General features: G+C 71.7%; 24 protein-coding genes and 1 pseudogene. 8 read left to right on the forward strand and 17 right to left on the reverse strand.

The features are described 5' to 3' along the window. The first annotated feature begins 139 nt into the window (after window positions 1–139). Window positions 140–1,156: a GDSL-type esterase/lipase family protein gene (locus tag ACT3UF_RS09195; RefSeq protein WP_441445351.1), complete on the forward strand. Its 1,017-nt coding sequence runs from the start codon at window positions 140–142 to the stop codon at window positions 1,154–1,156. A 94-nt stretch (window positions 1,157–1,250) separates the two neighbouring features. After that, window positions 1,251–2,033 (forward strand): NAD-dependent epimerase/dehydratase family protein, encoded by a 783-nt coding sequence (locus tag ACT3UF_RS09200; RefSeq protein WP_441445352.1) that lies wholly within the window; start codon window positions 1,251–1,253, stop codon window positions 2,031–2,033. Window positions 2,034–2,058: 25 nt separating this feature from the next. Here ACT3UF_RS09200 and ACT3UF_RS09205 read toward each other — a convergent pair whose 3' ends face one another. Both ACT3UF_RS09205 and ACT3UF_RS09210 read right to left on the reverse strand, forming a co-directional pair. Then, window positions 2,059–2,331 carry a type B 50S ribosomal protein L31 gene (locus tag ACT3UF_RS09205; RefSeq protein WP_441445353.1) on the reverse strand — a complete coding sequence of 91 codons (273 nt, stop codon included), beginning with the start codon at window positions 2,329–2,331 and terminating at the stop codon, window positions 2,059–2,061. A gap of 190 nt (window positions 2,332–2,521) precedes the next feature. Continuing rightward, window positions 2,522–4,180, reverse strand: coding sequence for an FAD-dependent monooxygenase (locus ACT3UF_RS09210; RefSeq protein ID WP_444601037.1), 1,659 nt, complete (start codon window positions 4,178–4,180; stop codon window positions 2,522–2,524). An 81-nt stretch (window positions 4,181–4,261) separates the two neighbouring features. On the opposite strand from ACT3UF_RS09210, the gene ACT3UF_RS09215 reads away from it, so the two are divergent. Then, entirely contained in the window at window positions 4,262–4,627 is a 366-nt protein-coding gene (locus ACT3UF_RS09215; protein WP_444608281.1) for a hypothetical protein, read from the forward strand. 279 nt (window positions 4,628–4,906) lie between these two features. On the opposite strand, the gene ACT3UF_RS09220 is transcribed toward ACT3UF_RS09215, so the two are convergent. The 3 genes from ACT3UF_RS09220 to ACT3UF_RS09230 form a co-directional block, all read right to left on the reverse strand. Further along, on the reverse strand, window positions 4,907–5,152 hold the full coding sequence (locus ACT3UF_RS09220) for a hypothetical protein (RefSeq protein WP_441445356.1): 246 nt from the start codon (window positions 5,150–5,152) through the stop codon (window positions 4,907–4,909). A gap of 459 nt (window positions 5,153–5,611) precedes the next feature. Further along, on the reverse strand, window positions 5,612–6,478 hold the full coding sequence (locus ACT3UF_RS09225; RefSeq protein WP_444599103.1) for a PrsW family intramembrane metalloprotease: 867 nt from the start codon (window positions 6,476–6,478) through the stop codon (window positions 5,612–5,614). Window positions 6,479–6,643: 165 nt separating this feature from the next. Continuing rightward, on the reverse strand, window positions 6,644–7,210 hold the full coding sequence (locus ACT3UF_RS09230) for a helix-turn-helix domain-containing protein (protein ID WP_441445358.1): 567 nt from the start codon (window positions 7,208–7,210) through the stop codon (window positions 6,644–6,646). A 48-nt stretch (window positions 7,211–7,258) separates the two neighbouring features. Between ACT3UF_RS09230 and ACT3UF_RS09235 the strand changes: the two genes are divergently transcribed. Then, window positions 7,259–8,308, forward strand: coding sequence for an NAD(P)/FAD-dependent oxidoreductase (locus ACT3UF_RS09235; RefSeq protein WP_444601036.1), 1,050 nt, complete (start codon window positions 7,259–7,261; stop codon window positions 8,306–8,308). A 218-nt stretch (window positions 8,309–8,526) separates the two neighbouring features. On the opposite strand, the gene ACT3UF_RS09240 is transcribed toward ACT3UF_RS09235, so the two are convergent. Both ACT3UF_RS09240 and ACT3UF_RS09245 read right to left on the reverse strand, forming a co-directional pair. Continuing rightward, complete coding sequence (locus ACT3UF_RS09240) at window positions 8,527–9,738, reverse strand: MFS transporter (RefSeq protein ID WP_444601035.1); 1,212 nt, start codon at window positions 9,736–9,738, stop codon at window positions 8,527–8,529. A gap of 62 nt (window positions 9,739–9,800) precedes the next feature. Beyond that, window positions 9,801–10,550 (reverse strand): annotated as a pseudogene (locus tag ACT3UF_RS09245) (zinc-binding dehydrogenase); the annotation flags it as partial. 9 nt (window positions 10,551–10,559) lie between these two features. Here ACT3UF_RS09245 and ACT3UF_RS09250 point away from each other — a divergent pair. After that, window positions 10,560–11,510 (forward strand): helix-turn-helix domain-containing protein, encoded by a 951-nt coding sequence (locus ACT3UF_RS09250; protein WP_444601034.1) that lies wholly within the window; start codon window positions 10,560–10,562, stop codon window positions 11,508–11,510. A gap of 105 nt (window positions 11,511–11,615) precedes the next feature. Beyond that, window positions 11,616–12,527, forward strand: coding sequence for a TolB family protein (locus ACT3UF_RS09255; RefSeq protein ID WP_444601033.1), 912 nt, complete (start codon window positions 11,616–11,618; stop codon window positions 12,525–12,527). Window positions 12,528–12,546: 19 nt separating this feature from the next. Here ACT3UF_RS09255 and ACT3UF_RS09260 read toward each other — a convergent pair whose 3' ends face one another. From ACT3UF_RS09260 to sbnA, 3 genes are read right to left on the reverse strand one after another with little or no spacing between them, the layout of a single operon-like run. Beyond that, entirely contained in the window at window positions 12,547–14,028 is a 1,482-nt protein-coding gene (locus tag ACT3UF_RS09260; RefSeq protein WP_441445363.1) for a Y4yA family PLP-dependent enzyme, read from the reverse strand. After that, the gene (locus ACT3UF_RS09265) at window positions 14,025–15,917 is read right to left on the reverse strand and encodes an FAD/NAD(P)-binding protein (protein ID WP_444591951.1); all 1,893 of its coding nucleotides are present in this window, start codon (window positions 15,915–15,917) and stop codon (window positions 14,025–14,027) included. The genes ACT3UF_RS09260 and ACT3UF_RS09265 overlap by 4 nt, the downstream gene beginning before the upstream one ends. Further along, window positions 15,914–17,023 (reverse strand): 2,3-diaminopropionate biosynthesis protein SbnA, encoded by a 1,110-nt coding sequence (gene sbnA / locus ACT3UF_RS09270; protein ID WP_444601032.1) that lies wholly within the window; start codon window positions 17,021–17,023, stop codon window positions 15,914–15,916. Before sbnA ends, ACT3UF_RS09265 begins: the two co-directional genes overlap by 4 nt. 261 nt (window positions 17,024–17,284) lie before the next feature. Between sbnA and ACT3UF_RS09275 the strand changes: the two genes are divergently transcribed. Both ACT3UF_RS09275 and ACT3UF_RS09280 read left to right on the forward strand, forming a co-directional pair. Further along, window positions 17,285–17,767, forward strand: a complete 483-nt coding sequence (locus ACT3UF_RS09275; RefSeq protein ID WP_444601031.1) for a pyridoxamine 5'-phosphate oxidase family protein — start codon at window positions 17,285–17,287, stop codon at window positions 17,765–17,767. An 11-nt stretch (window positions 17,768–17,778) separates the two neighbouring features. Further along, a complete protein-coding gene (locus ACT3UF_RS09280; RefSeq protein ID WP_444601030.1) occupies window positions 17,779–18,117 on the forward strand; it encodes a biopolymer transporter Tol in 339 nt (112 codons plus the stop codon). A gap of 18 nt (window positions 18,118–18,135) precedes the next feature. Here ACT3UF_RS09280 and ACT3UF_RS09285 read toward each other — a convergent pair whose 3' ends face one another. From ACT3UF_RS09285 to ACT3UF_RS09315, 7 genes are all read right to left on the reverse strand, one after another. Beyond that, complete coding sequence (locus ACT3UF_RS09285) at window positions 18,136–19,128, reverse strand: permease prefix domain 1-containing protein (protein WP_444601029.1); 993 nt, start codon at window positions 19,126–19,128, stop codon at window positions 18,136–18,138. 1 nt (window position 19,129) lies between these two features. Next, window positions 19,130–19,477, reverse strand: a complete 348-nt coding sequence (locus ACT3UF_RS09290) for a PadR family transcriptional regulator (RefSeq protein ID WP_441446352.1) — start codon at window positions 19,475–19,477, stop codon at window positions 19,130–19,132. Window positions 19,478–19,556: 79 nt separating this feature from the next. Further along, entirely contained in the window at window positions 19,557–20,378 is an 822-nt protein-coding gene (locus ACT3UF_RS09295) for an ABC transporter ATP-binding protein (protein WP_442332157.1), read from the reverse strand. Then, on the reverse strand, window positions 20,375–21,433 hold the full coding sequence (locus ACT3UF_RS09300) for an ABC transporter substrate-binding protein (protein ID WP_441446301.1): 1,059 nt from the start codon (window positions 21,431–21,433) through the stop codon (window positions 20,375–20,377). The genes ACT3UF_RS09295 and ACT3UF_RS09300 overlap by 4 nt, the downstream gene beginning before the upstream one ends. A 50-nt stretch (window positions 21,434–21,483) precedes the next feature. Continuing rightward, window positions 21,484–22,605 (reverse strand): FecCD family ABC transporter permease, encoded by a 1,122-nt coding sequence (locus ACT3UF_RS09305; RefSeq protein WP_441446300.1) that lies wholly within the window; start codon window positions 22,603–22,605, stop codon window positions 21,484–21,486. Between the two features lie 155 nt (window positions 22,606–22,760). Beyond that, window positions 22,761–23,213: an ArsR/SmtB family transcription factor gene (locus ACT3UF_RS09310; RefSeq protein WP_441446299.1), complete on the reverse strand. Its 453-nt coding sequence runs from the start codon at window positions 23,211–23,213 to the stop codon at window positions 22,761–22,763. 76 nt (window positions 23,214–23,289) lie between these two features. Continuing rightward, window positions 23,290–24,426 (reverse strand): Gfo/Idh/MocA family protein, encoded by a 1,137-nt coding sequence (locus ACT3UF_RS09315; protein ID WP_441446298.1) that lies wholly within the window; start codon window positions 24,424–24,426, stop codon window positions 23,290–23,292. Between the last annotated feature and the right edge of the window lie 69 nt (window positions 24,427–24,495).

The following is a 24,495-nucleotide window of genomic DNA, read 5'->3' on the forward strand; positions in this document are numbered from 1 at the left end:
TCAGGTCCTCCGCGCAGGCGGTCCCGCTCGCTGTTGCTCCGGTCGTCGCGCAGGCGGTCGTGACGGCACCGTGGCTTGTAGCATCGCTGTCGGATCTCAGCCCGCCGCCCACGGCATCGCTGCCGTGCAAGGAGCCCCGATGACCAGTGCCGTCCCCACCACTCGTCGCGTGATGCCGACCGACCTTCCCGAAGCGTGGTCCGGTGCCGCGACCTGGACTCAGACGGCCGCCGGCGCCCAGCCCTGGCGGGTGGCCCCGGCGCAGCTCGAGCGGATCATGAACGCCGAGGTCGAGGAGCTGGCACGGATCCCCAACGGGGTGCGCCTGGCGGTCGACACCGATGCCAGCGCCCTCGAGGTCGAGCTGACCACCACAGAGGCGCATGCGAATTCGGCGCGGTGCCTGGATGTCGTGGTGGACGGTGAGCTGGTGGCGACCCGGGAGGCCGGTGGGAACGTGACCGCTCGCATCGAGCTGCCGGGAAAGCTCGCCCGGGTGGAGCTCCGGCTGCCTCACGCCGCCCCGACCACTGTCCAACAGGTGCTCCTGCACTCCGTCACCCAGCTGGCCCCGGCCCCGCCCCGCGGCCCCCGCTGGGCTGTCCACGGCAGCTCGATCACCCAGTGCAACCAGGCAGACAGCCCCACCGGGACCTGGCCCGCGCTGGTCGCCGCCCAGAACTCCTACGAGCTCACGGCACTGGGCATGTCCGGGCAGTGCCACCTGGACCCGCCGCTGGCCGAGACCATCGGCCGCTCGCGTCCCGATCTCGTCACCCTGTGCCTCGGTGCGAACGTCTACGGCGCGAACACCTTCTCCGAGCGCAGCCTGCCCCCGGCGATGATCGGCTTCGTCGACTACGTGCGCCGTCTGACCGAGGCGCCGATCGTGGTGATGAGCTCGATCGCCGCCGGTCCCCACCGCGAGGACCAGCCCAACGCCGTCGGTCTCACCCAGCGTCAGATCCGCGACCTGGTCCATCGCAGCGTCGAGGTGCTGCAGCGCCTCGATCCGCTGATCAGCCTGATCGACGGCACCGAGATCCTCGGCTTCGACGAGATGGAGCTCCTCGGCGACCTGCTGCATCCCACTGCGGAGGGCTATCGGGTGATGGCCGAGCGGCTCGCGCCGCGGCTGGCGGGCCTGCTCGACTGAGGCACGCTCCCCGTCGCAACCGTCGCAACCGTCGCAACCGTCGCAACCGTCGCAACCGTCAGAACCGTCGGAACCGTCGTGGCACGATGCCCCCATGCGCATCGCACTCATCGGCGGCAAGGGCGGCGTGGGCAGCTCCCTGGTCGCGGCATGGCGGCACCAGCACGAGCTGACCGTCCTGGACCGCAGCACTGAACCTGTCGACGGGGTCCGCGACATCGTCGCGCCGGCTGACGATCCTGTCGCGCTCGCCGAAACGCTCGAGGGGGTCGAGGCGGTGGTCCATCTGGCCGCTCATCTGCCGCGGGGGACCGAAGCCGAGCAGCTGCCCGGCACGGCGGAGGCGATCTCGACCAACGTCGGAGCGGTGCTGCTCGCTCTGCGCATGGCCCGCCGGTCCGGAGCCCGGTCCTTCGTGCACATCAGCTCTCTGTCCGTCTTCTCCCGCTACTGCATCGACCCGGTCCCGGCCGGTGCGGCACCGGACGAGACTCTGCTGTACGGGCTCACCCAGCGCCTCGCCGAGAGCGCACTGCGGATCTCGGCCGAGGGTGAGGCGCCCACTCCGGAGGAGGGGCCGATCGCGGTGACCTCTCTACGGCTGGCGTTCCCGACCACCGCGCAGGACTGGCCGCGTTGGAAGACCCCGGTCGAGCCGGAGAAGGACGCGCAGCTGATGCGCATGGGCGATGGCACGGTGCACGCAGCGATGCATCCCGAGGACCTGGTCGCCGCCGTATGGGCTGCGCTGCACCGGGACCGCGGTGGCCGTTACGAGGCGATCGCCGTGACCTCAGCGCCCCACGCGATCGATGACGACGCGGCGCAGCAGCTGCTCGACTGGCGGCCCCGGCACGTGCTCGGTGCCGGGGCCTGACCAGGTCGCTCTCTGTGCGCGGGCCTCAGGCCGTGGCGCCGTGGGCGGTGACGACCTTGCCCGCGTAGCGGCGGCGGAAGCGCTCGATGCGGCCTGCGGTGTCTACCACGCCACCGCGTCCGGTCCAGAAGGGATGCGAGGCCGAGGAGACCTCGACGTCGACGACCGGGTACTCGCGGCCATCCTCCCAGGTCATGGTGCGCTCGGAGGTGCGAGTCGAGTTCGTGAGGAAGGCGGTCCCGGCGCTCCGGTCACGGAAGACGACGGGGCGGTAGTCGGGGTGGATGTTCTTCTGCATGAGGATCTCCTCCGTTGATGACTGAAAGTTCAACGGTGGGGCGGGGCTGAGTATTCCCGCTCGGGGGAGCACTTTTCCAGCCGACCGGGTCCGGGGCGGTTCGGACCGGTCGTCATGGGGAGGCTGGGCCGTTCAGCGCAGCGGCGGAGTGAGCGGCTCAGCGGATCTCGCAGTGCGCCGTGAGCGCCGCTCAGCGGATCGCGCAGTATGCCGCGAGCGCCGCGTCGACGTCTGCTGTTGCCACCGCTCCGGCATGGACGGGCCAGGACGCGGCGACGTAACCATCCGGTCGCACCAGGTACAGGTGGTCGTCGTGCAGTCGTCCGAGCGAGTCCGGCGGGAAGGTGAGCGGTCCCTCGATCCAGTCTGGCGCGGAGGTGGGCCGGGCCGCCACGATCCCGTAGGTGTGCAGCTGCCAGGCCATTGCGCCCAGGGCTGCCGCGTTCTCCTGCGTCGGCGGCAGTCGCAGGCCGACGGCCCGGTCGCGCGCCCAGCGCGGCGGCGACTGTCCCTTCGGGACCGCGTGGTACCGGATCCGGTACTGGCCGAGCAGCCCCGCGGCGTACGGACCGAACGGGGTGCGCAGCAGCCGCGGCGCGAGCACGGCGAGCACATCCCGGCCTCGTCGGCGCAGGAAGGCTGAGCGCCGGCCCGTCCGGGCGATCGCCCCGAAGGCACGGTCGGTCGCCCGGATCAAGGTGAGTGCGACCGGTCGACGCTCGTCCTCGTAGCGGTCCAGCGCCGCCTCGTCGAGGTGCCCTGCGGTGACATCTGCCAGCAGGTTCGCCAGGTGATGGGCATCCTGCAGGCCGGTGTTCATACCCTGACCGCCCACGGGGGAGTGCACATGGGCCGCGTCCCCGGCGAGGAACACCGGGCCCGTCCGGAACTCCGCGGCGACCCGGTGATGGACCCGGTAGGCAGAGAACCAGTCGACTCGCTCATAGCGGATGCCGAGATCCTCCCGTGCGCCGGCCAGAGCCTCCTCCTGCTCGGGGTGGGCATCGCCGTGCAGCCAGATCAGCCGCGCATGACCGTTCGGCCCCAGCGGGAAGAGGAGCGCGAAACGCTCCTGGCCGAGACGCACCGACAATGCATCGGGCGGGGCGTCCTCGACCCCGCGCAGATCGGCGACGCAGAAAGCCGCATCGTCGGTCACGCCCTCGAAGTCGAGGCCCAGCTGGTGGCGCACCGGCGAGCTCGCCCCGTCGGCTCCGATCAGCCAACGGCAGCGGATCCGCAGCGGGCCGTCCGGCCCCTCGACCAGCGCCTCGACCGGACCCTCGGCATGACCGTCGACGAGCGCCTCGACCGGCCGTTCGGCGGCCCCTTCGACCGGCCCTTCGGCGAGCCCCTCCGGTCTGACAGCGCTCTCTGCGGCCTGCACCTCGAAGGAGATCAGCCGGTGCCCGAACAGCACCGGTCGACCCTCCGTGGCGAGCGTCTCGCCCAGCAGCGCCTCGGTGCGGCTCTGCTCGAAGATCTGGGCGCCGGGGAACGGGGTCCATCCCTGCTGCCGGGCGGCGAACTCGATCCCGGCCGGGTCTCGCCCGCCGCGCAGGCGGAGGCCAGCGGCGCTCTGGCCATCCTGCAGCACAGGCTGGGCAAGTCCCAGCTGATCGAGGATCTCCATGCTCCGGGCTTGGACCACAATCGCCCGCGACTCCCGGGTGGGCCCCGGTTTCGGGTCGATGACCAGGGCGGATACTCCGCGTCGGGCGAGGACCAGGCCCGCCATCACGCCCGTCGGCCCGGCGCCGACGATCAGCACGTCGGTCTCTGTCAGTGGTGGTTCCGGCGTGCTCATCACGGTGGCACCTCGTCTCGCGGCGGCTCGAGAGCGGGCCATGATGCCACGGTAGACCCCTGCTGTGACGGCGTCACCCTGCTGATCGCCGCTCTCGGCGCCGCGGGCCTGATCCTGTCCTGGTTGCGCCGTCGCGGTGAGATGCGCAAGCACGGGGTCGCAGTCGAGCCGGCGAAGGTCTACTGGGCCAAGGCCGCCGCGGGCGTCGTGGTGCTGGGCTTCTTCGCCTACCTGCTGGCGAAGCCCTCCGGCGGGCTCCCGATCGTGCTGGCGGTCGCCGCCTGCTTCATCGGCGGCGCCGCGGTCACCGGCGGCGCCGGCAAGATCTCGGGCGCGATGATCGGTGCGCTGATCAGGGGCGTGCTGAACATCGGCCTGTCGATCCTGGCCGTGGATCCCTCGTGGCAGATGACCATCAAGGGCCTGGTGCTGCTGGCTGCAGTCGCCTTCGACCTGGTCTGCAAGAAGCGCGGGGCCGCGGTGGCCTGAACCGGCCCCCACAGCACCCTGACTCGGCCCCGGCCCGCCTGAACAGGCGGGCCGGGGCCGATTCGGATGGCCCACGGCGAGCGAGCCGTAGGTTGCTCTCCTCATACGGCTCTATGGGGGACGCAACCTACGGCTCGCTCTTCTGTTCAGGGCTCGGCTCGGGGCTCGGCCCCCTGGGGCCCCGGCTCAGCCGGCCAAGCTCAGCTCAGCCGGCCAAGCTCAGCCGGCCAAGCTCAGCCGGCCAAGCTCAGCTCAGCCGGTCAGCTCAGCCGGCCCGACTCAGGCTGCGGCGCCGGCCAGCTCACGCTGGGGGTGACGCGCCTGCTGGCGCGCCAGGTGCGCCGCGGAGGACAGGTCCACCTCGACGACGGGATAGATGTTCCCGTCCTCCCAGGTGGTGGTGTGCTCCGACGTGCGCGTGGAGCGGGTGAGGTAGCGCAGGCCCGCGCTCTGGTCACGGAAGACGACGAGATGCGGCTGGGGGGACTGCATTCGATGCTCGGGATTCATGGTCTGGTACTGCATGGGACTACTCCTTCGAAGTCGGCCCTGGGCCGACGGATGTCTGGGTCCGGCAGGGTGCCGGGATGCGCGAGGTGCGCAGGATGCGAGCTGTCCGCTGGGGCGGACGTTCGCTGGCCGGGCGCCGCTGGGGCGGGCCGTGGCCGGTGGCGCGCACCGGTCGCGAAGCTCCACGGGAGGCCGCCGAGTCGGCGGGATGGAGGCGGTGCGAGGGCGCAGGCCCTGCGAGGCGAGCTCGGGGTGCGCTGCCGTCATGGCAGTGCGCGAGCTGCGGGGTTCGCAGTGATCGAGTGGACGGGTCTCACGTCCAGGTGGCGGGATTCTCCGCCAGGTGACGACACGTCGTCGGTCCGGCTCACAGGCTCGACCACCCATGAACTCGTAGGACGCTACCAGGGAACAACCGGGAAGCCCAGTGCTTTATTCCCGACGCCATATCCGTGGCGGGATCTGATGTTGCAATCACCCCTGGCGGAGCGATGACTCCTCGCCAGTGGCGCGTCGCACGAAGGCTCGGTGCGCGGCGATGATCAGCCACAGGAGCACCCCGACGCTGATCAGCCCGATGGCGATGTGCAGCACGCCGTTTGTGGTCGCATCCCAGGCGGTGTGGAGGATGATCGCGCCGACGTAGGACACGACCAGGGCGAGCACACCGCGACCCTTGTGGGTGGTCTCGACCAGGTACCACAGCGCCGCGCAGATCGAGCCGGTCCAGGCCACGTGACCGGCCGGCACCAGGATCCCGCGCAGCACCAGCGTCGCATCCAGCGCCCCCAGGCCGCCGTTCTTCGACAGCAGCGCGTTGAAGCCGTATCCCATGGTCTCGAGCACTGCGAAGCCTGTGGCCGAGGCGATGCCGATGACGATCCCGCCGCCGCGGGTGACCCGGTGGGCCAGCGCCAGCACGATCAGCGGCACCACCAGCTTCGCCGACTCCTCGATGATGCCGACCAGCAGGATCGACGCCCTGCCGAGCACGAGTCCGGCGATGGCCTCCTCAAGACCGGCGGCGCAGATCCCGAACAGTCCGCCCAGCACGGCGGTGAGCAGCACGATCCGGGTGGGCACGAGCGCGCCCACCTTGCTGGACTGCGCCAGCAGCAGCACCGTGAGCGGGATCGTCGCCGCGCCCACCAGCAAGATGGTGGGCAGCAAGGTCGGGTTCCTGGTCAGGAGCATGATCGTAAAAGTCGCGAGATAGGCGAGGATCCCGATGCCCAGGGTGAGGAGCCACGAGAACCGCAGGTACCAGGGGTATGCGACGGGGGCCGATGGGTGCGGCGCTGTGACGGTGGGCCGTGATGCGTCAATGGGCTGGGTGGACATCGCCAGATCCTTCGTCCAGTCGCGGGAGGCTCTCGCTCACCCGGGGTGAGGCGTCGTCATCGCGGCGGCGTCAAGGCCAGTATGCGCCTGTGGTTCCTGTCCTGAAGGCCTTGTGGCGTGTGAGCCGGGGAACGTGGTGGCGCGAGTCGGGGAGCCCAGGGGGGATCAGGGAGCATCGTCCTCCCGGTGCCCCTTTCGCGCCTCCGGGTCCACGAGCATCAGCACGTCCGCCGGTCCGCCTTCGGCGCCGAAGGCGTGGGGCAGCATCGTGTCGAACTCGGCGGACTGGTTGGTGCCGACCCGGTAGCGACGCTCGCCCAGCAGCAGGGTCAGCGTCCCGGAGAGGACCACCAGCCATTCGTGTCCGGGATGGGCGCGCATCCGGGACAGTTCCGGCGGCGGACCGGTCACTCGCCTGCGCAGGATCACCGAGTCGGGGGAGTGGCGGATGCGCCAGCGGAGCGTGTCCAGGCCGTGGTCGGAGCTCGGGTGGGAGACCACTTCCTCGGTCTGCATCTCGACCAGCTCATCGAGGCCGGTGTCCAGCGCCCGAGCGAGCGTGACCAGCTGATCGAGCGCCAGGCGGCGCTGCCCGTTCTCGATCCTCGACAGCGTGGAGGGGCTGATGTGGGCACGGGCGGCGAGTTCGCCGAGCGAGAGGCCCTGGGCGTGGCGCAGGGCACGCAGCCGCTGGCGCACCAGGCCATCCACACCCTCAGAAGTTTGCGTCATGGGCAAGATGCTATGCAGGCGCGGCAAGGCGTGTCTAGCGTGGCGAGCATGAACGCACCTCACGCTCTCCAGTCCCAGTCCCAGTCCCAGTCCCAGTCCCAGTCCCAGTCCCAGTCCCAGGGTCTGCCCGCCGAGCTCGTCGACCTCGCCGTGATCGGCGGCGGGGCCGCCGGCCTGAACGGCGCGCTGATGCTCGCCCGCTCCCGCCGCAGTGTCGTCGTGATCGACTCCGGCACCCCGCGCAACGCCCCGGCCGAAGGGATCCACGCCCTGCTCGGCAACGAGGGCACCCCTCCGGCCGACTACCTCGCCCGCGGCCGCGCCGAGGTGCGGCAGTACGGCGGGCTCGTCGTCGCCGGGGAGGTCGCCTCCGCACGCGCCGCCGCACCGTCGGCGGAGGGCGACCTGCGGTTCGAGATCGTCCTCGCCGACGGCCGCACCCTCACCGCGCGCCAGCTGCTGGTGGCCAGCGGGATCCGCGACGAGCTGCCCGAGATCCCGGGACTCGCCCAGCACTGGGGGCGCGGACTCGTGCACTGCCCCTTCTGCCACGGCTGGGAGGTGCGCGACCAGGCGATCGGCGTGATCGCCACCCGGCCCGCCTCCCTCCACCAGGCGCTCATGTTCCGCGCCCTCACCGAGGACGTCACCGTGTTCGCGCCCGGGATCGAGATCGACGACGATGCCCGCGAGCGCTGCGAGGCGCTCGGCATCACCGTGCGCGAGTCCCCGATCCAGGAGATCGTCGCGAGCGAGGATGGCGGCATCACCGGGGTGCGGCTCGAGGGCGGCGAGCTGGTGCCGCGCTCCGTGCTCACGGTCGCGACGGTCATGACCCCGCGGCTGGACGGACTCGAGGACCTCGGTCTCGAGATCGAGGAGCTGCCCGGCGGGATGGGCCAGAAGATCGCCACCGGCTTCGCCGGAGCGACCGAGGTGCCCGGGGTGTGGGTCGCGGGCAACGCTGCGGACCCCATGGCGCAGGTCGGGGCCTCGGCCGCGGGCGGTGCGCTCGCCGGCGGGCACATCCAGGGCATGCTCGTGATGGCCGACGCCGACGCGGCGATCGCCGCGCACCGGGCGCGCCGCGCCGCCTGAGCCCGGCGCGCCGCCTGAGCACGCCGCGCCCCGTAGAGCGCTCGCGCGGTCGGTGCGCACGGTCGAACGTTGCAGAGCTGGCGGAATGGAGGACGCGGGACCCATTCCCCCGCCTTTGCAACGGTGGAGCGTGACCGGGTGAACTCAGCGTGACCGGGGTGCTCAGCGTGACCGGGTGAACTCAGCGTGACCGGGGTGCTCAGCGTGACCGGGGGAGCTCAGCGCACCCGGCGCAGGCCCCGCTCACGCAGCACCAGCAGGCCCAGGGGCACCAGGACCAGCGCGGCGCCCACGGCGCCGACCAGCAGCGGCCCCTGCACCCCGAGCCCGCTGCCGAGAGCCGTCCCCGCCAGTCCGGTGCCGATCGCCGTGCCGAGGTTGAACATCGCCGTCGGCATCGAGGTGGCGAGCGTCGAGGCCTCGCCGCCGTAGCGGTTCGCGAGCCCTACCAGCACCGGGTTCGCCGAGAGGCTCACCAGCCCCAGCAGCACGAACAGGAGGAGCATCAGCGCCGGCTGCGCGGGGAGCAGCAGCAGCAGGGCCAGGGCGATCACGAGCGTCGCTGCCGCGGTGAGCACGGGGGTGGCGAACGGACGGGTGTCGCCCATCCAGCCGGCGAGGATCGAGCCGACCAGTGCCGCGAGGCCGAAGCCCATCAGTGCGACCGGCACCCCCAGCTCGGGGATCCCGGCGGCGTCGGTGAGGATCGGGGAGATGAAGCTGTAGATCGACAACGCTCCGCCGGTGACCATCGCGCAGGTCGCCAGCACCAGCCACAGCCTTCCCGAGCGCAGGGACGCGAGCTCGGCCCGCACCGAGGGGAGGGCCCCGGACCTGCTCGCGGCCGGCACCATCCGGGCCACTGCCGCGGCGAGCACGGCAGCGAGCACGGCGAGCAGCCAGAAGGTGCCGCGCCAGCCGATGAACTGCCCGACGAGCGCCCCGAGCGGCACTCCGAGCACGTTGGCGACCATGCCGCCGCCCAGCATGATGCCGAGCGCGCGGGAGCGGATCCGAGGTCCGGTGGCGTCGACGGCGGCGACCGAGGCGACCGCCCAGAACGCTCCGGTGGCCACGGCGGTGACGAAGCGGGTGCCCAGCAGCACGCCGAAGCTGCCGGTGAGCGCACCGACGGCGTGGCCGGCGGAGAAGATCACGAGCGCTGCGGTGAGGGTGACGCGACGGGGCACGCGCAGGGTGGCCAGCGCCATCGTCGGCGCGCCGAGGATCATCCCGACCGCGAAGACGGTGATCGCGTGGCCCGCCTGGGCGACGGTCACCGAGAAGTCCCCGGCGACCGAGGTGAGCAGGCCGGCGAAGACGAACTCGGTGGTGGCCATGAGGAAGGTCCCGGCGGTCAGCACGTAGATCACCGGGGGCAGGGCGGTCGGTGCGGCAGAGGTCGAGGTGGGCGGGAGCGTCGCGGTCAAGGAGGTGCCTTTCGGGGGCGGAGAGAGTCCGGGGGCGGAGAGAGCAGGGAATGGGCGGAAGGTCAGAGGGTGAGCAGCACCTTGGTGGCACGCCGCTCGTCCATCGCCCGGTAGCCCTCGGCGGCATCGGCCAGCGGCAGCGTGAGGTCGAAGACCTTGCCCGGGTCGATCTTCCGGTCCCAGACCAGCTGGATCAGCTCGGGCAGGTAGCGGCGCACCGGAGCCGGCCCGCCATGGAGATGGACGGCGGAGAAGAACAGCTCACCGCCCGGCAGCTGGACATCATGCGAGACGCCCACGAAGCCCACGGAGCCGCCGGGGCGTGTCGAGCGGATCGCCTGCATCATCGACTCCTGGGTGCCGACGGCCTCGATCGTGGAGTGCGCGCCGAGCCCGCCGGTGAGCTCTTTCAGCCGGGTCACGCCCTCGTCACCGCGCTCGGTGATGATGTCGGTCGCACCGTGCTCGCGGGCCAGCGCCTTCCGGTCCGGGTGGCGGCTGAAGATGATGATGCGCTCGGCGCCCATCTGCTGCGCGGCCAGCACTCCCATCAGGCCCACGGCGCCGTCACCGACCACGGCGACGATCCTTCCGGGGCCGGCCTGGGCGGCGTCGGCCGCGAACCAGCCGGTGCCCAGCACGTCGGAGGTGGCCAGCAGTGAGGGGATGAGGTCCGCGTCGGGCCGGCCGGGGGTGGCGACCAGGGTGCCGTCGGCGAAGGGGATCCGGGCCTTCTCGGCCTGGGTGCCGATCGCGCCGTCCACGAAGATGGCGTTCACACAGCGGGAGGGGTGGCCCTCGAGGCAGATCTCGAGTTCCTCATGACCCGCCGCGCGAAGGTCACCCCGCAGCAGGCGGGACTGCCCGCAGGCGGCAACCGGCGCGTGGCGGGCCTGCGCCGCAGCGAGGTCGCGATGCTCGCCGGGGTCAGCGTGGAGTACTACGCGAAGCTCGAGCGCGGCGCGATCGCCGGCGCCTCGGCCTCCGTGCTGGACGCCGTCTCCACGGCCCTGCAGCTCGATGAGACCGAGAGCATCCACCTGCTGGATCTGGCACCTGCGGCCGACGGGATCCCCACCTCCGGCAGGCCTCGACGGCGCAGCGCCGCGACGCCCGCCCCGGTGCGGCCCGGCCTGCAATGGGCACTGGACTCCCTCACCGACGGCGTCGCCTTCGTGCGGGACCAGTACCAGAACCTGCTCGCGACCAACGAGCTGGGACGCGCCTTCTACGCTCCGCTGATCGGGGACGGCGAGGGCGGGCGCTCCCCGAACCTCGCCCGCTTCCAGTTCCTCGATCCGGCATCGAGGGACTTCTACCCGGACTGGGACCGGTTCGCTGAGATGTGCGTGAGCAGCATGTGGGTCGAAGCGGGCAAGATCCCGCATGACGCGACCTTGCAGGACCTCGTCGGAGAGCTCTCCACCTGCAGCGATACCTTCCGTCGACTGTGGGGCGCACATGACGTGCGCACTCACGGCTCCGGCCTCAAGCGGTTCGAGCATCCGGTGGTCGGCGAGCTGACCGTCACCTATGAGGAGCTCGCCATCACGGCGGAGCCCGGCCGTGCCGTGATCGTCTACTCCACCGAGCCCGGCTCGCAGTCCGCGCAGCGCATGCGGCTGCTCGCGAGCTGGGCCGCGACCCAGCGCGCTGAGCGCGCGGACGCCGCGGCGGCGCCACCGGCGGCCTCCGGCCCCTCCGGCACCCCCAGCGCCGGTGCGACTCCCGGGTCGCCTCCGGGCAGTCGAGGGGTTCCGACGGTCGGATAGGGTGCTGTGCCTGGGCCCAGCGATGCCGCAGCCGGGTGCCGGAGCCGGACCGGGGGGGCGATGGAAGCCCAGCCCCCGCGCGGATCGTCGACGACAAGGACTCCCATGCCACGCGCCCTCGCCCCCGGACAGCGCTCACGGATCCACGTGCTCGACGTGGAGACCGGGGAGGACCAGATCCTTCACGAGTCCGAGGCGGTGCTGTACGAGGCACCGAACTGGACGCTGGACGGCGCCGCGCTGATCCTCAACGGCGACGGCCACCTGTTCCGCCTCGACCTGGACGGCGGTGGGGACCTGGACCGCCCGGACCGGACCGGCGGTGCACCGCAGCGGATCCCGCTCGAGGGCATGGAACCCCTGAACAACGACCACGTGCTCGATCCCGACGGGGAGCACGTGTTCGTCTCCGCCGACGACAGCCACATCTACCGAGCCCTGCTCACCGGTGGCCCCGCCGAGCAGATCACCCTCGGGGACGGGCTCCTGCACTACCTGCATGGCGTCAGTCCCGACGGTGCCACGCTCGCCTACACCGGCGTCCAGCGGCGCTCTGACGGGTCCTGGGTGCCTCCGAACCTGTTCACGATCCGCGCTGAGGGCGGGGAGAGCACCCAGCTCACCGACAACGAGTTCCCCGACGACGGCCCGGAGTACTCCCCGGACGGGGCCTGGATCTACCTCAACTCCGAGCGGTCCCGCACCGTGGCCGGGCACGCCCAGCTCTTCCGCATGCGCCCCGACGGCACCGGGATGGAGCAGCTCACCGATGATGAGCGCGTGAACTGGTTCCCGCACCTCTCCCCGGACGGTGCCCGCCTCGCCTACGTCAGCTTCCCGCCCGGCACCGAAGGGCACCCGGCGGATCGCGAGGTGATCCTGCGCCTGGCCGCGGCCGACGGCAACGGGATCCGTGATCTGACCGCCGTGTTCGGTGGGCAGGGCACCATGAACGTGAACAGCTGGGCCCCGGACTCCCGCCGGATCGCCTACGTGGACTATCCGCTGCAGGGCTGATCCCTGACCCGGCGACCGGTCAGTCGCGCGGTGCGTCCGTCCACGGGCGCTGCGGCGCGACGGCATCGATGCGGTCCCGCCGGATCCCGTCCGGGCCGCTGACGACGTTCGAGGCGAGCGGAATCTGGTGCGAGGCGCTCTCGAGGATATGCATGAGATAACCGGCGGTGTTCGGCAGCGCCACCACGTCGCCGATCGCCACCCCGCCCGGGAAGCTCAGGCGCCGGCGCAGGATCAGCTCGGCCTCGATGCAGTAGGCGCCGACGAGGAACGCTTCCACCGGGGCCGACGGCTCCCCGCCGGTCCTCACCAGGATCGGGTCGACCAGGAAGTCGTCGGAGGTGGAACGGCACTGGGTGCGGTTCATCTCCAGCCCGATCAGCGGGATCCCGTCGCTGGTGGTGGTGCGCTGCACGGTGCGGGCGAGGGTCATCCCGCAGCCGTCGAGCATCGACCGACCGGGCTCGCAGCGCAGTTCCAGCTCCCGCTCCCGCAGCGCGTCGGCGGCGCGGACTCCGGGCTGCACCTCCGCTCCGAGGAGAGTGCGCAGCCACTGACCGCGCACCACCTGCTGGTGGTAGGGATAGACCTGCCGCAGCGGCTCCCCGCGCCAGGTCAGAGAATCCGTCGGATCGTCGCTCTGCTGGTCGTGGGCCTCCCAGAACGCCGCCCACTGCTCGGCATCATCGAGGTAGGACATAGGGATCCCGCCGCCGATGTCGATGAAGCTCACGGGGTGTCCGCTCGACCGCAGCGAGTCGACCAGGCCGAGGGCCTCGCCGAGGGCGTGAGCCCGAGCGAGAGGGTCGTAGCCGTGCAGGTGGAAGTGGATCCCCTGGATCTGGAGTCCGCCGCGGGAGACCTCCCGGGACCCGGCCCAGCCCTGCCAGGTGGAGGCGGATTCGCCGAAGCGGGTGGGACCCACGACGTCGCTCGGCGTCGGTGCGAGACGCAGCGCGACGGGCCGCGGCGGGGCGAGCGGCTCGCGGGCGATCTCTGCCTCGACGGCGGCGGCCTCGTCGAGGTTGTCGAGGACGAGCATCGCTCCGGAATCCAGCGCGAAGCGCAGCAGCGGGGCCGGCTTGATGGCGGCGGTGACGACCACGTCGCCGGCGGGCACGCCGAGGTCGAGGACCTGGGAGAGCTCGCGATGGCTGCCCACGTCGAGTCCCAGCCCGGCCGCGTGCGCGGCGCGGACCAGCCCGAGCGTCTTGTTGGCCTTGCGGGCCACGAAGATCCGCAGGGCGACGCCTTCGGATTCGGCGACGTCTGACAGCTCGGCCGCGTTGCGCGCGAGCGCGCTGAAGTCGTGCACGTTCAGCGGGCTGCCGTGCTCCTCGAGCAGCGCCGCGCACGCCGTGGGATCCGCGAGCAGCTCCTGCATCCACGGCTCGAGCCGTGCCGACAGGGACGGGATGCCCTGGCACCCCGTGCGCAGGTCGTCCCCCTCATGCAGGGCGTCGTTCGTCGGGAGGCCATCTGTGCGCGGTGCGGTCGTCATTCCCTGGTCTCCCGGTGCGTTCCGGCGGCGACCTTCGCCGCGGTGGCGTATGCAGTGGATTCTCCCGGCACACCGGCCTCGGCCGCAGGTTCGCCCACGGGTGAGACGAGGGTGCGTGCGAGGCGAGCGGCCCAGTGCCGGATCTCGGTGTGCAGGTGCCGGTTGAGGGTGTCGTGGCCGATCACGTGGTCCTCCGTCGGGCGGCCGAGCAGCGCGAGCCCCTCCGCGCGGCTCCCGTCGGCCCGGCGCGCGGTGGCGTCGGGATCGACGACCGCCCCGCGTCGTCCCGGGCGGACGCTCACGAGACCCGATCGGAGCAGGTTCTCCGTGAGCTCGTCGGTGATCCCGAGGACCCCGGGCGGGGACAGCACCGCATCTACCACGAGGTCCGCGGCCCCGGCACCCTGCGGGATCCCCTGGAGACCGCGGGTATCGATCGCGGTGCCTGCATCGAGCCAGGACAGGTCCACCGCACCGGAATCGAGCATGGCCAGCAGTTTGCGGGCATTGACCAGCGGCGGACCGAAGGCGAAACGCTCCAGCACCTGGGCGGTGCGGCGAAACGCTTCCCATTCGCCCGCAGTCATGTCGCTGCCGCGGAGGCCGGCGGTGAGCAGCGGGTAGAGCGCGGACCAGGTGCGGCCCAGCGCCCAGGCGGGGCCCGGCGCACGGGCCCCCTCCGCCACGGCCACGCTGCGGCGCAGGGCGCGCTCGGCGCGGCCCGGGCCGGAGGGAAGATCGGGCTCGGCACCGGTGGCGAGGGTGTGCTCGACCGCGCGGTACCGCTCGGCGGCGGAGGCGCCCGCTCCCCGGATCATGGCGGTCGCGGCATCGAGCACCACATCGAGCACCACATCCGGGGCGATCTCCCCCTGGGAGCTGGTCGCTGCCCGGAGACGCCGCTTCCCGTCCTCGATCACGGCGGCGCCTGCGGGAGGCAGCGGCGTGCCGGGATCGGGTTTCGCGTCCAGCAGCAGGCCGTGGCGCGCGGTCGGGAGGATGGTGGCTGGCTCCTCCGCTCCCCGGAGGTGGACGATCGTCCTCTCATGACGGGGATGCGGGTCGAACCTGCCACCCCGCCCTTCGGTGAGGGCGAGCGCGGCGTCGAGGAAGGTCAGGGCCGCGCCTCGGACCGCCACCCGGGAACCGGGCGGGACCTGCTCGGGGCCGAGCATGGCCTCCACCGGCAGCACGGCAGGTCGGAGGGGGAGCGGGCCGGTCCACGACCTCGCGAGCGCGCCGAGGTGGCGGGCAGCGTGGCCGGTGGCCAGGAGCACCTCGTCGAACCGATCGAGCAGGGTGGGCGCCGCGCGCCCGGGCGACGAACCGTCGGCCGTGGCGTCCCATGACTCCGCGCCGTCGGCCGTGGCGGGCTGCTCGATCCCGACCCGCCACCGTCCAGCATGGGGCTCCACCGAGACGACCTGGCAGCGGTGGTGGCGCAGGGTGCCGACCCGGGACAGAGAGGCCTCCATCCATGCCCACCGCTGTGTGAGATAGGCGCCGACGACGGCCCGCGGCGGGTACGGATCCTCGGCGAGCCCGGGGTGCTCTCGGCGCACCCAGGAGGGGAACGACGTCCCCGTCCCGGTGGCGGGCGCATCGAGGATTCCCGCGGTGACGTTCAGGCGGAGGTAGGGCGGTTGGTCGAGGGCGTAGGCGGCGCCGGTCCCGGGAAGCCCGGCGGGGTCCAGCACGGTCACGTCCACGATGGCGGCGCCGGGGGTCTCGGTGCTGACGGCCCCGGTGCCGGCGGCGAGGTCTGCGGTGAGGTGCGCCGCGAGTGCTTCGAGGGCGAACAGCGCCTTCGGTCCCGCTCCCACCACGGCCAGCCGTCGCCGCGGGCCGGTCGCGTCGGGGCCGGTCCCCGGCGTGTCCTGGGTGCTCATGGACGCCCTGGTCCTCCACGTCGCGCGGTGGCCTGCCGGGATGCCGTGGCCTGCAATGATGCGGTGGCGTCGGTCAGGGCGTCGGCGTCGGCCCCGAGGGTCCGCTCGACCCAGTCGTCGTCGTAGACCGTGCTGAGATAGGGCACGCCGCCGTCGTGGACGATGAACGCCACCCGCGAGCCGGGTGCCAGCTCGGGAACCAGGGAGCCCAGCGTGTGGACGATGCCGCCGGTGGAGGCGCCGGCGAGGATGCCCTCGCGGCGGGCCAGCAGGCGCGCCCCGACCACGCAGTCCAGCCCGCTGACGCGCACCACGCGATCCGGATCGACCGTGCGGGAGATGTCGGTGACCACGCCCGCGCCCAATCCGGGCAGCGGGCGCGGTGCGGCCGTGCCCCCGAACAGGACGCTGCCCTCGGCGTCGACCGCGACCGTGCGGGTGTCCATGGAGTTCTCGCGGAGGTACGCGGTGCACCCGGCGATCGTGCCGGTGGTGCTCACCGCCGCCATCAGCACGTCCAGGCGGTGATCGGTGGCCTCGGCGATCTCGGCCATGGTGCCGGCCGCGTGCGCGCCGGGGTTCGCGGGATTGCCGTACTGGTAGAGGTTCACCGCACCCGGGATCTGCTCGAGCAGCTGCTCGACGCGATGCAGGCGGGCGGTGAGCAGGTCCCCGGTCTCCGGATCGGGCTCCGTGACCATCTCGACCTGCCCGCCGAGCGCCCGGATGGTGGCCACCGTGGTGGCATTGGTGCGGGAGTCGACCACGCACACGAAGTGCACCCCGTGCGTGGAGCACACCCGGGCCAGGGCGACCCCGAGGTTGCCGGAGCTCGACTCGACCACCGTGCCCCCTGCCTCGAGGTGCCCGCGCGCGAAGGCATCGCGCACCATCGCCAGGGCCGGACGGTCCTTGGTGCTGCCGCCGGGATTGACGGACTCGAGCTTGGCGAGGATCTCGATCCCGGAGTCCGGGAACAGGCGGTCGAGACGGATCAGGGGGGTGCGGCCGACGGCGGCGGAGATGCCGACGGTGATGCCGGGAGCGACGTCGCTGGGCGTGCTGAGGTCGGGCTCCGGGGCCGGCTGCGCGAAGTGTGTGGTCACGATCGTCAAAGTACGGCATCGCGAGGCTCGTGCCGAGGTGTTCTCGACCTTCTCTGGTATCGCTTCGCGCGACGGCTGGAGGACGGTGGGTGTGCTAGCAGGAAACCGCCCCAGGCGGGAGGCGCGCGGGCGGGATGCCGGTGCACCGGAGACCCTCGCTCCCGGGTGGGCATCGGTACCGAACGGTCGGTTCCGCACGCGGGACAGGAGGAGGCTTGTACCGTCGGAGGGGACAGCACCGGCAACGCGGGAGGATCCCTGATGACCGACGACACCCTGGCCCTGGAGGACGTCGTGGACACGCTCCGCGACGCCGACATCGTCATGCTCACCACCGCACTTCCCAACGGCAAGCTCCTGTCCCACCCCCTGTCCATCCAGGGCGTGACCGATGACGCGGACGTCTGGTTCTTCGTCGGACTGCAGGGTGGCCAGGCCGAGGCGCTGCGCAGCGGCCCGCAGGTGAATCTCTCGATCTCGCAGGCAGGGTCGTGGCTGTCGGTGGCCGGGAGCGCGGAGTTCATCGAGGACCGTGCCCTGGTCGAGCAGCTGTGGACCAAGGGGGCGGAAGCCTACTTCCCCGGCGGTCCGGAGGACCCGAGCCTGGGACTGCTGCGGGTCAGCGGCGAATCCGCGCAGTTCTGGGGCCTGCCCGGCGGCAAGGCCGCCGGGCTCGCGCAGATCCTCAAGGCGAAGGTGGCCGGGGAGCGCCCACCCGGCGGCACCGCCACGACCGAGCTCTGACCACGGACGCCATGGGCGACCCGGGTGCCGGCGAGGGGCCGGAGCGGACCGCCGACGGTCGATACATCGTGGTGCGCGGCCGCCGGTGGCGGGCCACCGACCCCGATCTCCCCGAGGAGATCACCGGCCCCCTGCGCTCCGAGCTGGGACGGGCCCGCTCCGCGATCGGCAGGTCCCAGGACCCCAGCGAGGTGCGGGCCTGGCGCGACCGGGTCCAGCTCGCCAAGGAGGGCCTGGGGGAGCGCGGTGAGGCCTGGTGGGAGTTGACGGAGGACGACCGCGCGGAGCGCGCCGGCGAACGCCTGGATCGCCTGCGCTCCACGGACGTCACGGGGTCCTCCGCTCCGTGAGGATCGCGGGGCGAGAGATCAGACGGGCAGGCCGGTCCCGAGGGACGTCGCCCGATGCTTCGCCTCGCGACCGGCCTTGCGCCAGCCGTCGATGATGTCCCACGCAGCGACCCCGAGGATGCTCAGCACGAACAGGACCACGACTACGCGAGCTGTGTCCGGCCCGCCCCCGTCGCTGGGGAGGACGAGGCCCATGAACTCGGGATTCACCAGGAGCCCGTTGCCCAACAGGGTCAGGATCACGCTGACCCATACGACTGCGAGAGCGGTGTTGGCGACAGCCAGGCCCGTGGACCAGCCGCGGCGCAGATGGACGAGGACGGCGAGCCCGACCTCGAGCAGGAGGAGCGCGAGCATGCCGAGCAGTGCCCAGGGCCACAGCTGCGGGTGGAGGATCTGGATGTCGCGGGCGTGGCCGTCGATCTGCACGAATCCGCGGAAGCGGTCCCAGAGCACCGCGCCGATCATCAGTCCGGCGAACACCACCGAGGCGACCACCTCGGAGCGGCCCGCCCCCGTGGGGCGCGGCTCCGGCAGCTGGTCGAGGTCCCAGTCGTGACCGGTGTCCGCCCCGGTGCGCTCCAGGATGACGAACATCAGCGTCACCCAGAAGAACAGGTGCACGGTGGCGGAGATCCCCACGCTGATCGCCTGCCCGATGACCTCCCCGACCGGGGCGCCGATGATGACCTGGACGAGGGCGACACCGCCGACGGCGGAGGCGGGAACGATCGCCAGCAGGAGCTTGAGCAGCCGCCACCAGGCCAGATAGTAGCGCGGTCCCAGCAGGTGCAGCGGCCGGTCGGTGTAGCTCGCGGCGAGGGCGACCGGGTCACCGAGATCGGTGAGCACGGCGCGCTCGGCCTCGGCAGGGTCCTCGCCCTGCTCGAGGCGCGACTCGATGGCGTCGGCGATGGAGGCCTCGAGCTCGGCGCGCACGTCGCTCTGGGTCTCGAGCGGGAGGGAGTCGGTCGTGGCGCTGATGTAGCGCTCGGTCAAGGTGGTGGTCATGTCAGTTCTCCTCGGGCGTGCCCGGATCGTCGGTGAGGGAGGCGATGGACCGGGTGAGATCGACCCAGTCCTGGCTGAGGGTCTCGGCCAGGCTGGTGCCGTCGGCCGAGGTGACGTAGAACTTCCGGGGTCTGGAGTCCTCGGTGTTCCACTCGCTGGTCAGGAACCCCTGCTTCTCGAGACGCCGCAGCAGCGGGTAGAGGGTGTTGGCATCCGTGGTGAAGCCGCGTGACTCGAGCTGCTCGAGCAGGCTGTATCCGTACCCGGGGGTGCGCAGCAGTCGCAGGCACGCCAGCACGACGGTGCCGCGCCGAAGCTCCTGCAGATGGGGATCGAAGGACTCGCTCATGCCCCACACCATAGTGTGCTCGACACACCATTGTCCAGGAGACTGTGCTGTCTTGGTGGTGCTGTCCAGACGGTGCTGTCTAGACGGTGCCCTCGGGAGATGGCCCGCGGCCGCGGAACAGGAACTGGGGGGTGCCGTCGTCGGCCGTGGCGCGTTCGGCTGTGACCTCATAGGTGGCGCTGACCAGCCCGGCTGCGAGTGCGTCGCGGGGAGGGCCGTCGGCCAGCACGATGCCGTCCGCGAGCACGATCACCCGGTCGCAGTAGCGGGCGGCGAGGTTCAGGTCGTGCAGGACCACGACCGTCGCCAGGCCCCGCTCGCGCACGATCTGCAGCACGTGGTGCTGGGAGCCGATGTCCAGATGGTTGGTGGGCTCGTCCATCAGCAGCAGCCGGGGCTGCTGGGCGAGCGCCCGCGCGATCAGCACGCGCTGCTTCTCCCCTCCGGAGAGGATTCCGAACTCGCGCCGCGCCAGGTGCAGGGCGTCGACGCTGGTCAGAGCCTCGGTCGCGATCCGTAGATCCTCGCCGGTCGTCGAGCCGAAGGCCCCGGCATGGGGGACCCGGCCCAACAGCACCACATCTGCGACGCTCAGCGGGACCTCCCCGGTCAGTTCCTGTGCCATCACCGCGATCTGCTGCGCCCGCTCTCGTCCGGAGTGCTCGGCCAGGTCACGGCCCGCGAGCCGCACCTGCCCGGCGTCCGGGACCAGAGCGCGGTGCAGGATCCGCAGGGCGGTGGTCTTGCCGCTGCCGTTGGGGCCGACGAGCCCGAGCACCTCGCCGTCCGTGACCGTCATATCCACTCCCCGCAGCACCTCGGTGGCGCCGAAGGAGTGCCGGAGGCCGCGAGCCTCGAGGACCGGCACGTCCTGGGAGCCGGAGGAGGTGTCGGAGGTCATCCTTCGAGCTCGAGCAGCCACTCGTGGATCCTCTCCAACCCGTCCACCACCAGCGGCGACGCGGGCTCGGCGAAGTTGAACAGCAGCGGCAGCGCCGCCTGTTCCTGTGCGGCGCGCAGGCCGGAGAGCTGATCCTGGGCGATCATCTCCTGGGTGAGGTCCATGCCGTCGCCCTCGCCCTGGTAGAGCACGATCAGCACGTCGGGGTCCGCCGCGAGCAGCGGCTCGGCGCTGACCTCGAACACGCGCTCCGCGGTGCTGGCGAAGACGTTCTCGATGCCCAGGGCGTCCAGCTGCGCCGTGACCATCGAGCCGGCGCCGTAGGTGAACAGCGGCCCGCCGCCGAGGGAGGGGTAGAGCACCGCAGCAGTCGTGGTGGTGAGGGTCTGTGCGGAATCGGAGACCTCGGCGACGCGCTCCTGCAGCGAGGTGGTCAGGGAGTCGGCCTCCGTGGCGCGATCGAAGATCCGGCCGTAGGTGCCGATCGTCGAGTACAGCGTCTCGAAGCTCGCTCGTTCGCTCCCGCCGCCGCAGAAGATGTCCTGGACGACGACCCCGGCGCCTGCATCGGCCATCACCTCTCGGGTCACCCCGTCGGGTAGACCGAAGACGATATCTGGGTCTTGCGCGATCACCAGCTCCTGGGAGATCAGCAGATGGCCGGAGGCGTCGATGTCCTCGGACAGGGCCGGGATCGCCTCGATGCGGGCGGTGAGATCCTCCCCGTAGTAGCCGAGCGGGAAGGCCCCGGCACGGGAGACGACCTTGTCCAGCACCCCGATGCCGTCCAGCGTGGTCACCGGCGCGGATTCCAGCAGCACGATCCGCTCCGGCGGGGTCTCGAAGGTCAGCGTCGCCTCGCAGTTCGTGAGTTCGAGCGGGAAGCCTCCTGCGGCGTCACTCCCGGAGGCGCCGTCCGAGGGGGAGCCGGCGTCTCCCGCATCGGAGCTGCAGGCGGTGGTGAGCCCGACCAGCCCTACCAGCCCGGTCAGTCCGGCCAGTGCGGTGCGCCGGTTCAGGGGGCCGACGGCGGTGCGGCGGGCGGTGCGTTCCATGAGATTCCTTCTGCGGGACGGGCGACGGGGTAGGGGACGGAGCACGTCGCTCATCCCTGGCGCGAATAGAGGCGCCGGACCAGCAGGAGCAGGAAAGGGGCACCGATCGCCGCGGTGAGGACACCGATCGGCAGCTCGCGGGGCTGCATGACCACGCGGGCGAAGGCGTCGGCCCACAGCAGGAACAGGGAGCCCAGCAGAGCGCTCGCCGGGATCAGCACCCGGTGCCGCGCCCCGACCAGGCGCCGTGCCAGGTGCGGGATCACCAGGCCCACGAAGCCGATCGCTCCTGCGCCGGAGACCGCGGCCGCGGTGCACAGCGAGACCACCAGCAGGAAGCCGATCCGGGCGCGGTCCGGCGAGATCCCCAGGCCATGCGCGATCTCGTCCCCGGCGCTCAGCGCATCGAGCACCCGGGCGCCGAAGACCATCACGAGCACACCGAGCACGGCGGCGAGCACCGCGATCAGCAGGAAAGCGTTCCAACGGGCCAGGGACAGCGAGCCCAGCATCCAGAACATCACCGAACGCGAGCCCTCGGCGGAGTCTGAGGAGAAGATCAGCAGGTTCGTCACGGCCGTGAGCGCGTAGCCGACGGCCACCCCGGAGAGCAGCAGCCGCAGCGAGGTGACCCGCCCGCCGGCCCGGGCGATGACGAAGACCAGCAGCGCCGCTGCGAGCGCACCCAGGAAGGCGAGGACGGACTGCGCGTACTCCCCGAACGCTGCGCCGACTCCGAAGAGGATCGCGGCGGCGGCGCCCGTGGAGGCGCCGCCGGAGACCCCGAGGATGTAGGGGTCGGCGAGCATATTGCGCACCATCGCCTGCAGGGCGGCGCCGCTGATCGCGAGGCACGCGCCGACGGCAGCCCCCATCAGCACCCGCGGAAGACGCACATTCCAGACGATGGAATCCGTCGCGGCCTCCCACGAGACCGTCACCGGCAGCCCGAGGTGCTGGGCGATCACCTGCGCGGTGATCCCGGGGGAGATCGACACCGGGCCGACGCCGAGGCAGATCAGCAGGCTGAGCGCGCCAGCAATGAACAGACCTACCAGCACCAGGGCGGACCGGCGAGCACGAGAGCGCACCCCGAGCACATCGGGGGAGTGAGGTGGCTGGTCGGACAGGGAGGGGTCCGCCATCTCCAGGTTCCCGAGGGCTGCATGCACGATGCACCCTCCCTCCGCTAGCCGAATCACTTGCACGACCTTACAACTATCGGAGGGTCGCGCGAGGGGCCGTGCCGGAGATTGCCGGGGTCCGCACCGGGAGCCCAGCGCGGTCCCGCCGCGGAGGGTGGCTCGCCGGGACTGCTGAGGGCAGTTCAGCGGCCCCCGGCAGCCCGCTTCGGGTGGTCCGGTGCACCACCCGGAGTGCCGTGAGGATGGGTGTGGGCATGGTCGACGCCGGGCAGGTGGTCGGAGCCCAGGGCGTGCAGGATCTCGTGGGCGAGATCGTCGGCCAGCTCGTAGCGCACCTCGCGCCCGGAGCGCTGCGCCCGCACCCAGCCCGCCTCCCGCAGCAGCGCGAGCGCATGGGAGGTGGTCGAATCATGCGCCTGGATCGCCCGAGCGAGGTCCGAGCTACGGACCCCGGGATGGGCGTGCAGGCAGAACAGGATCTGCAGGCGGCGGGGGTCCGACAGCAGCGCCAACCTCTCGGCGAGCTGCACGAACCCGCTGACCTCGCCGAGGAGGCCACGCAGCTCCTCGACGAGATCCTCATCGACGGGGGCGACGTCGTCGGCCCGGACGTGCAGGGGGTGCTCGGAGGTCATGGGACCAACGTAAGCGATCGCCGCGACCTCCGCCCTACCCCGGCGCGCTGCGCACGCCGGGGTGGGGCCCGGCGCCTCAGGCGTCGGCGGGAACCCGCGCCAGCGTCGCGGCGAAGGGGTCGAAGTCGGCGGGCATCGGCTCGACCTCGGCGAAGGTCGAGCTGATCTCCACGATCGAGCCCTCGGCGATGGCGGTTTCGATGCCCACCATGATGTCCAGCACATGCGCGGCGATCTCGCCCTGCGCACGGTGCGGGACTCCGGCGCGGATCGCGCGGGCCATCTCCAGCACGCCCAGGCCGCGCCCGGTGGTGGCACCGGTGGCGGGGATCGGGGTCGGCGCCTCGCCGCGGTACTGAGTCAGCGCAGAGTCGCCGTCGAAGACGTTGGGGTCGGGGAAGGCGAGGGTCGCCTCGGTGCCGTACACCTCGACGAACCCGGTGCGGGAGTGCGGGGAGTCGAAGCTCAGCAGCACGGTCGCATTCTGGCCCGAGGCGAAGCTCAGCAGCGCTGCGACCTGGGTGGGGACGGTGACATCGAAGACCTCTCCGGCCTTGGGGCCGGAGCCGATGGTGCGCTGCTCACGGGCTTTGGAGCCGACGGCGCTGACCGAGGTGACCGGGCCGAGGGCGAGCACGAGGGTGGTCGCGTAATACGGGGCGATGTCGTAGAGCGGCCCGGCACCCTCCTGGAACAGGAAGGCGGGGTTGGGGTGCCAGGACTCGGGCCCGGGGGACTGGAACAGGGTCAGGGCGCTGGCCGGGGTGCCGATCGAGCCGTCGCGCAGAGTGCGCAGACCGGTCTGGATGCCGGCACCGAGCACGGTGTCGGGGGCGCCCCCCACCCGCACGCCCGCCTGCTCCGCCGCCTCGAGCAGGGCCTTCGCGTCGGCCGGAACCGTGGTGATCGGCTTCTCGGTCCACACATGCTTGCCCGCGGCCACGATCGCCTGGGAGACCTCCGCATGCGCGGTGGGGATCGTCAGGTTGATGACGATCTCGACCTCCGGATGGCTCAGCACGTCCTGCGTGGTGCCGGAGGCGGGGATGCTGAATTCCTTGGCGCGCTGTGCAGCGGCCTCGGGGATCAGATCACCGATGATGTGCACGATCACGTCTGGGAAGGAGGTGAGGTGCTCGAGGTACTGGGTGGAGATGGTGCCGGCGCCGATGAGGCCGACGCCGACAGGTCCGGTGGCGTGCTGAACGGTCATGAATGGATTCCTTCGTGGTGCAGAGAAGCGTGTGGCGTGCATGAGCAGAGCGGTCAGGACCGCAGGAGT

Origin of the sequence: Brachybacterium sp. AOP24-D1-21 (genome assembly GCF_052378665.1) — a bacterium.
Classification (GTDB): domain Bacteria; phylum Actinomycetota; class Actinomycetes; order Actinomycetales; family Dermabacteraceae; genus Brachybacterium.

Coding starts and splice junctions, on each gene's coding strand:
- ACT3UF_RS09195 (WP_441445351.1), top strand. CDS start 140: ATGACCAGTGCCGTCCCCACCACTCGTCGCGTGATGCCGACCGACCTT.
- ACT3UF_RS09200 (WP_441445352.1), top strand. CDS start 1,251: ATGCGCATCGCACTCATCGGCGGCAAGGGCGGCGTGGGCAGCTCCCTG.
- ACT3UF_RS09205 (WP_441445353.1), bottom strand. CDS start 2,331: ATGCAGAAGAACATCCACCCCGACTACCGCCCCGTCGTCTTCCGTGAC.
- ACT3UF_RS09210 (WP_444601037.1), bottom strand. CDS start 4,180: ATGGCCCGCTCTCGAGCCGCCGCGAGACGAGGTGCCACCGTGATGAGC.
- ACT3UF_RS09220 (WP_441445356.1), bottom strand. CDS start 5,152: ATGCAGTACCAGACCATGAATCCCGAGCATCGAATGCAGTCCCCCCAG.
- ACT3UF_RS09225 (WP_444599103.1), bottom strand. CDS start 6,478: ATGTCCACCCAGCCCATTGACGCATCACGGCCCACCGTCACAGCGCCG.
- ACT3UF_RS09230 (WP_441445358.1), bottom strand. CDS start 7,210: ATGACGCAAACTTCTGAGGGTGTGGATGGCCTGGTGCGCCAGCGGCTG.
- ACT3UF_RS09235 (WP_444601036.1), top strand. CDS start 7,259: ATGAACGCACCTCACGCTCTCCAGTCCCAGTCCCAGTCCCAGTCCCAG.
- ACT3UF_RS09250 (WP_444601034.1), top strand. CDS start 10,560: ATGACCCGCCGCGCGAAGGTCACCCCGCAGCAGGCGGGACTGCCCGCA.
- ACT3UF_RS09255 (WP_444601033.1), top strand. CDS start 11,616: ATGCCACGCGCCCTCGCCCCCGGACAGCGCTCACGGATCCACGTGCTC.
- ACT3UF_RS09260 (WP_441445363.1), bottom strand. CDS start 14,028: ATGACGACCGCACCGCGCACAGATGGCCTCCCGACGAACGACGCCCTG.
- ACT3UF_RS09265 (WP_444591951.1), bottom strand. CDS start 15,917: ATGAGCACCCAGGACACGCCGGGGACCGGCCCCGACGCGACCGGCCCG.
- ACT3UF_RS09275 (WP_444601031.1), top strand. CDS start 17,285: ATGACCGACGACACCCTGGCCCTGGAGGACGTCGTGGACACGCTCCGC.
- ACT3UF_RS09280 (WP_444601030.1), top strand. CDS start 17,779: ATGGGCGACCCGGGTGCCGGCGAGGGGCCGGAGCGGACCGCCGACGGT.
- ACT3UF_RS09285 (WP_444601029.1), bottom strand. CDS start 19,128: ATGACCACCACCTTGACCGAGCGCTACATCAGCGCCACGACCGACTCC.
- ACT3UF_RS09290 (WP_441446352.1), bottom strand. CDS start 19,477: ATGAGCGAGTCCTTCGATCCCCATCTGCAGGAGCTTCGGCGCGGCACC.
- ACT3UF_RS09295 (WP_442332157.1), bottom strand. CDS start 20,378: ATGACCTCCGACACCTCCTCCGGCTCCCAGGACGTGCCGGTCCTCGAG.
- ACT3UF_RS09300 (WP_441446301.1), bottom strand. CDS start 21,433: ATGGAACGCACCGCCCGCCGCACCGCCGTCGGCCCCCTGAACCGGCGC.
- ACT3UF_RS09310 (WP_441446299.1), bottom strand. CDS start 23,213: ATGACCTCCGAGCACCCCCTGCACGTCCGGGCCGACGACGTCGCCCCC.
- ACT3UF_RS09315 (WP_441446298.1), bottom strand. CDS start 24,426: ATGACCGTTCAGCACGCCACCGGACCTGTCGGCGTCGGCCTCATCGGC.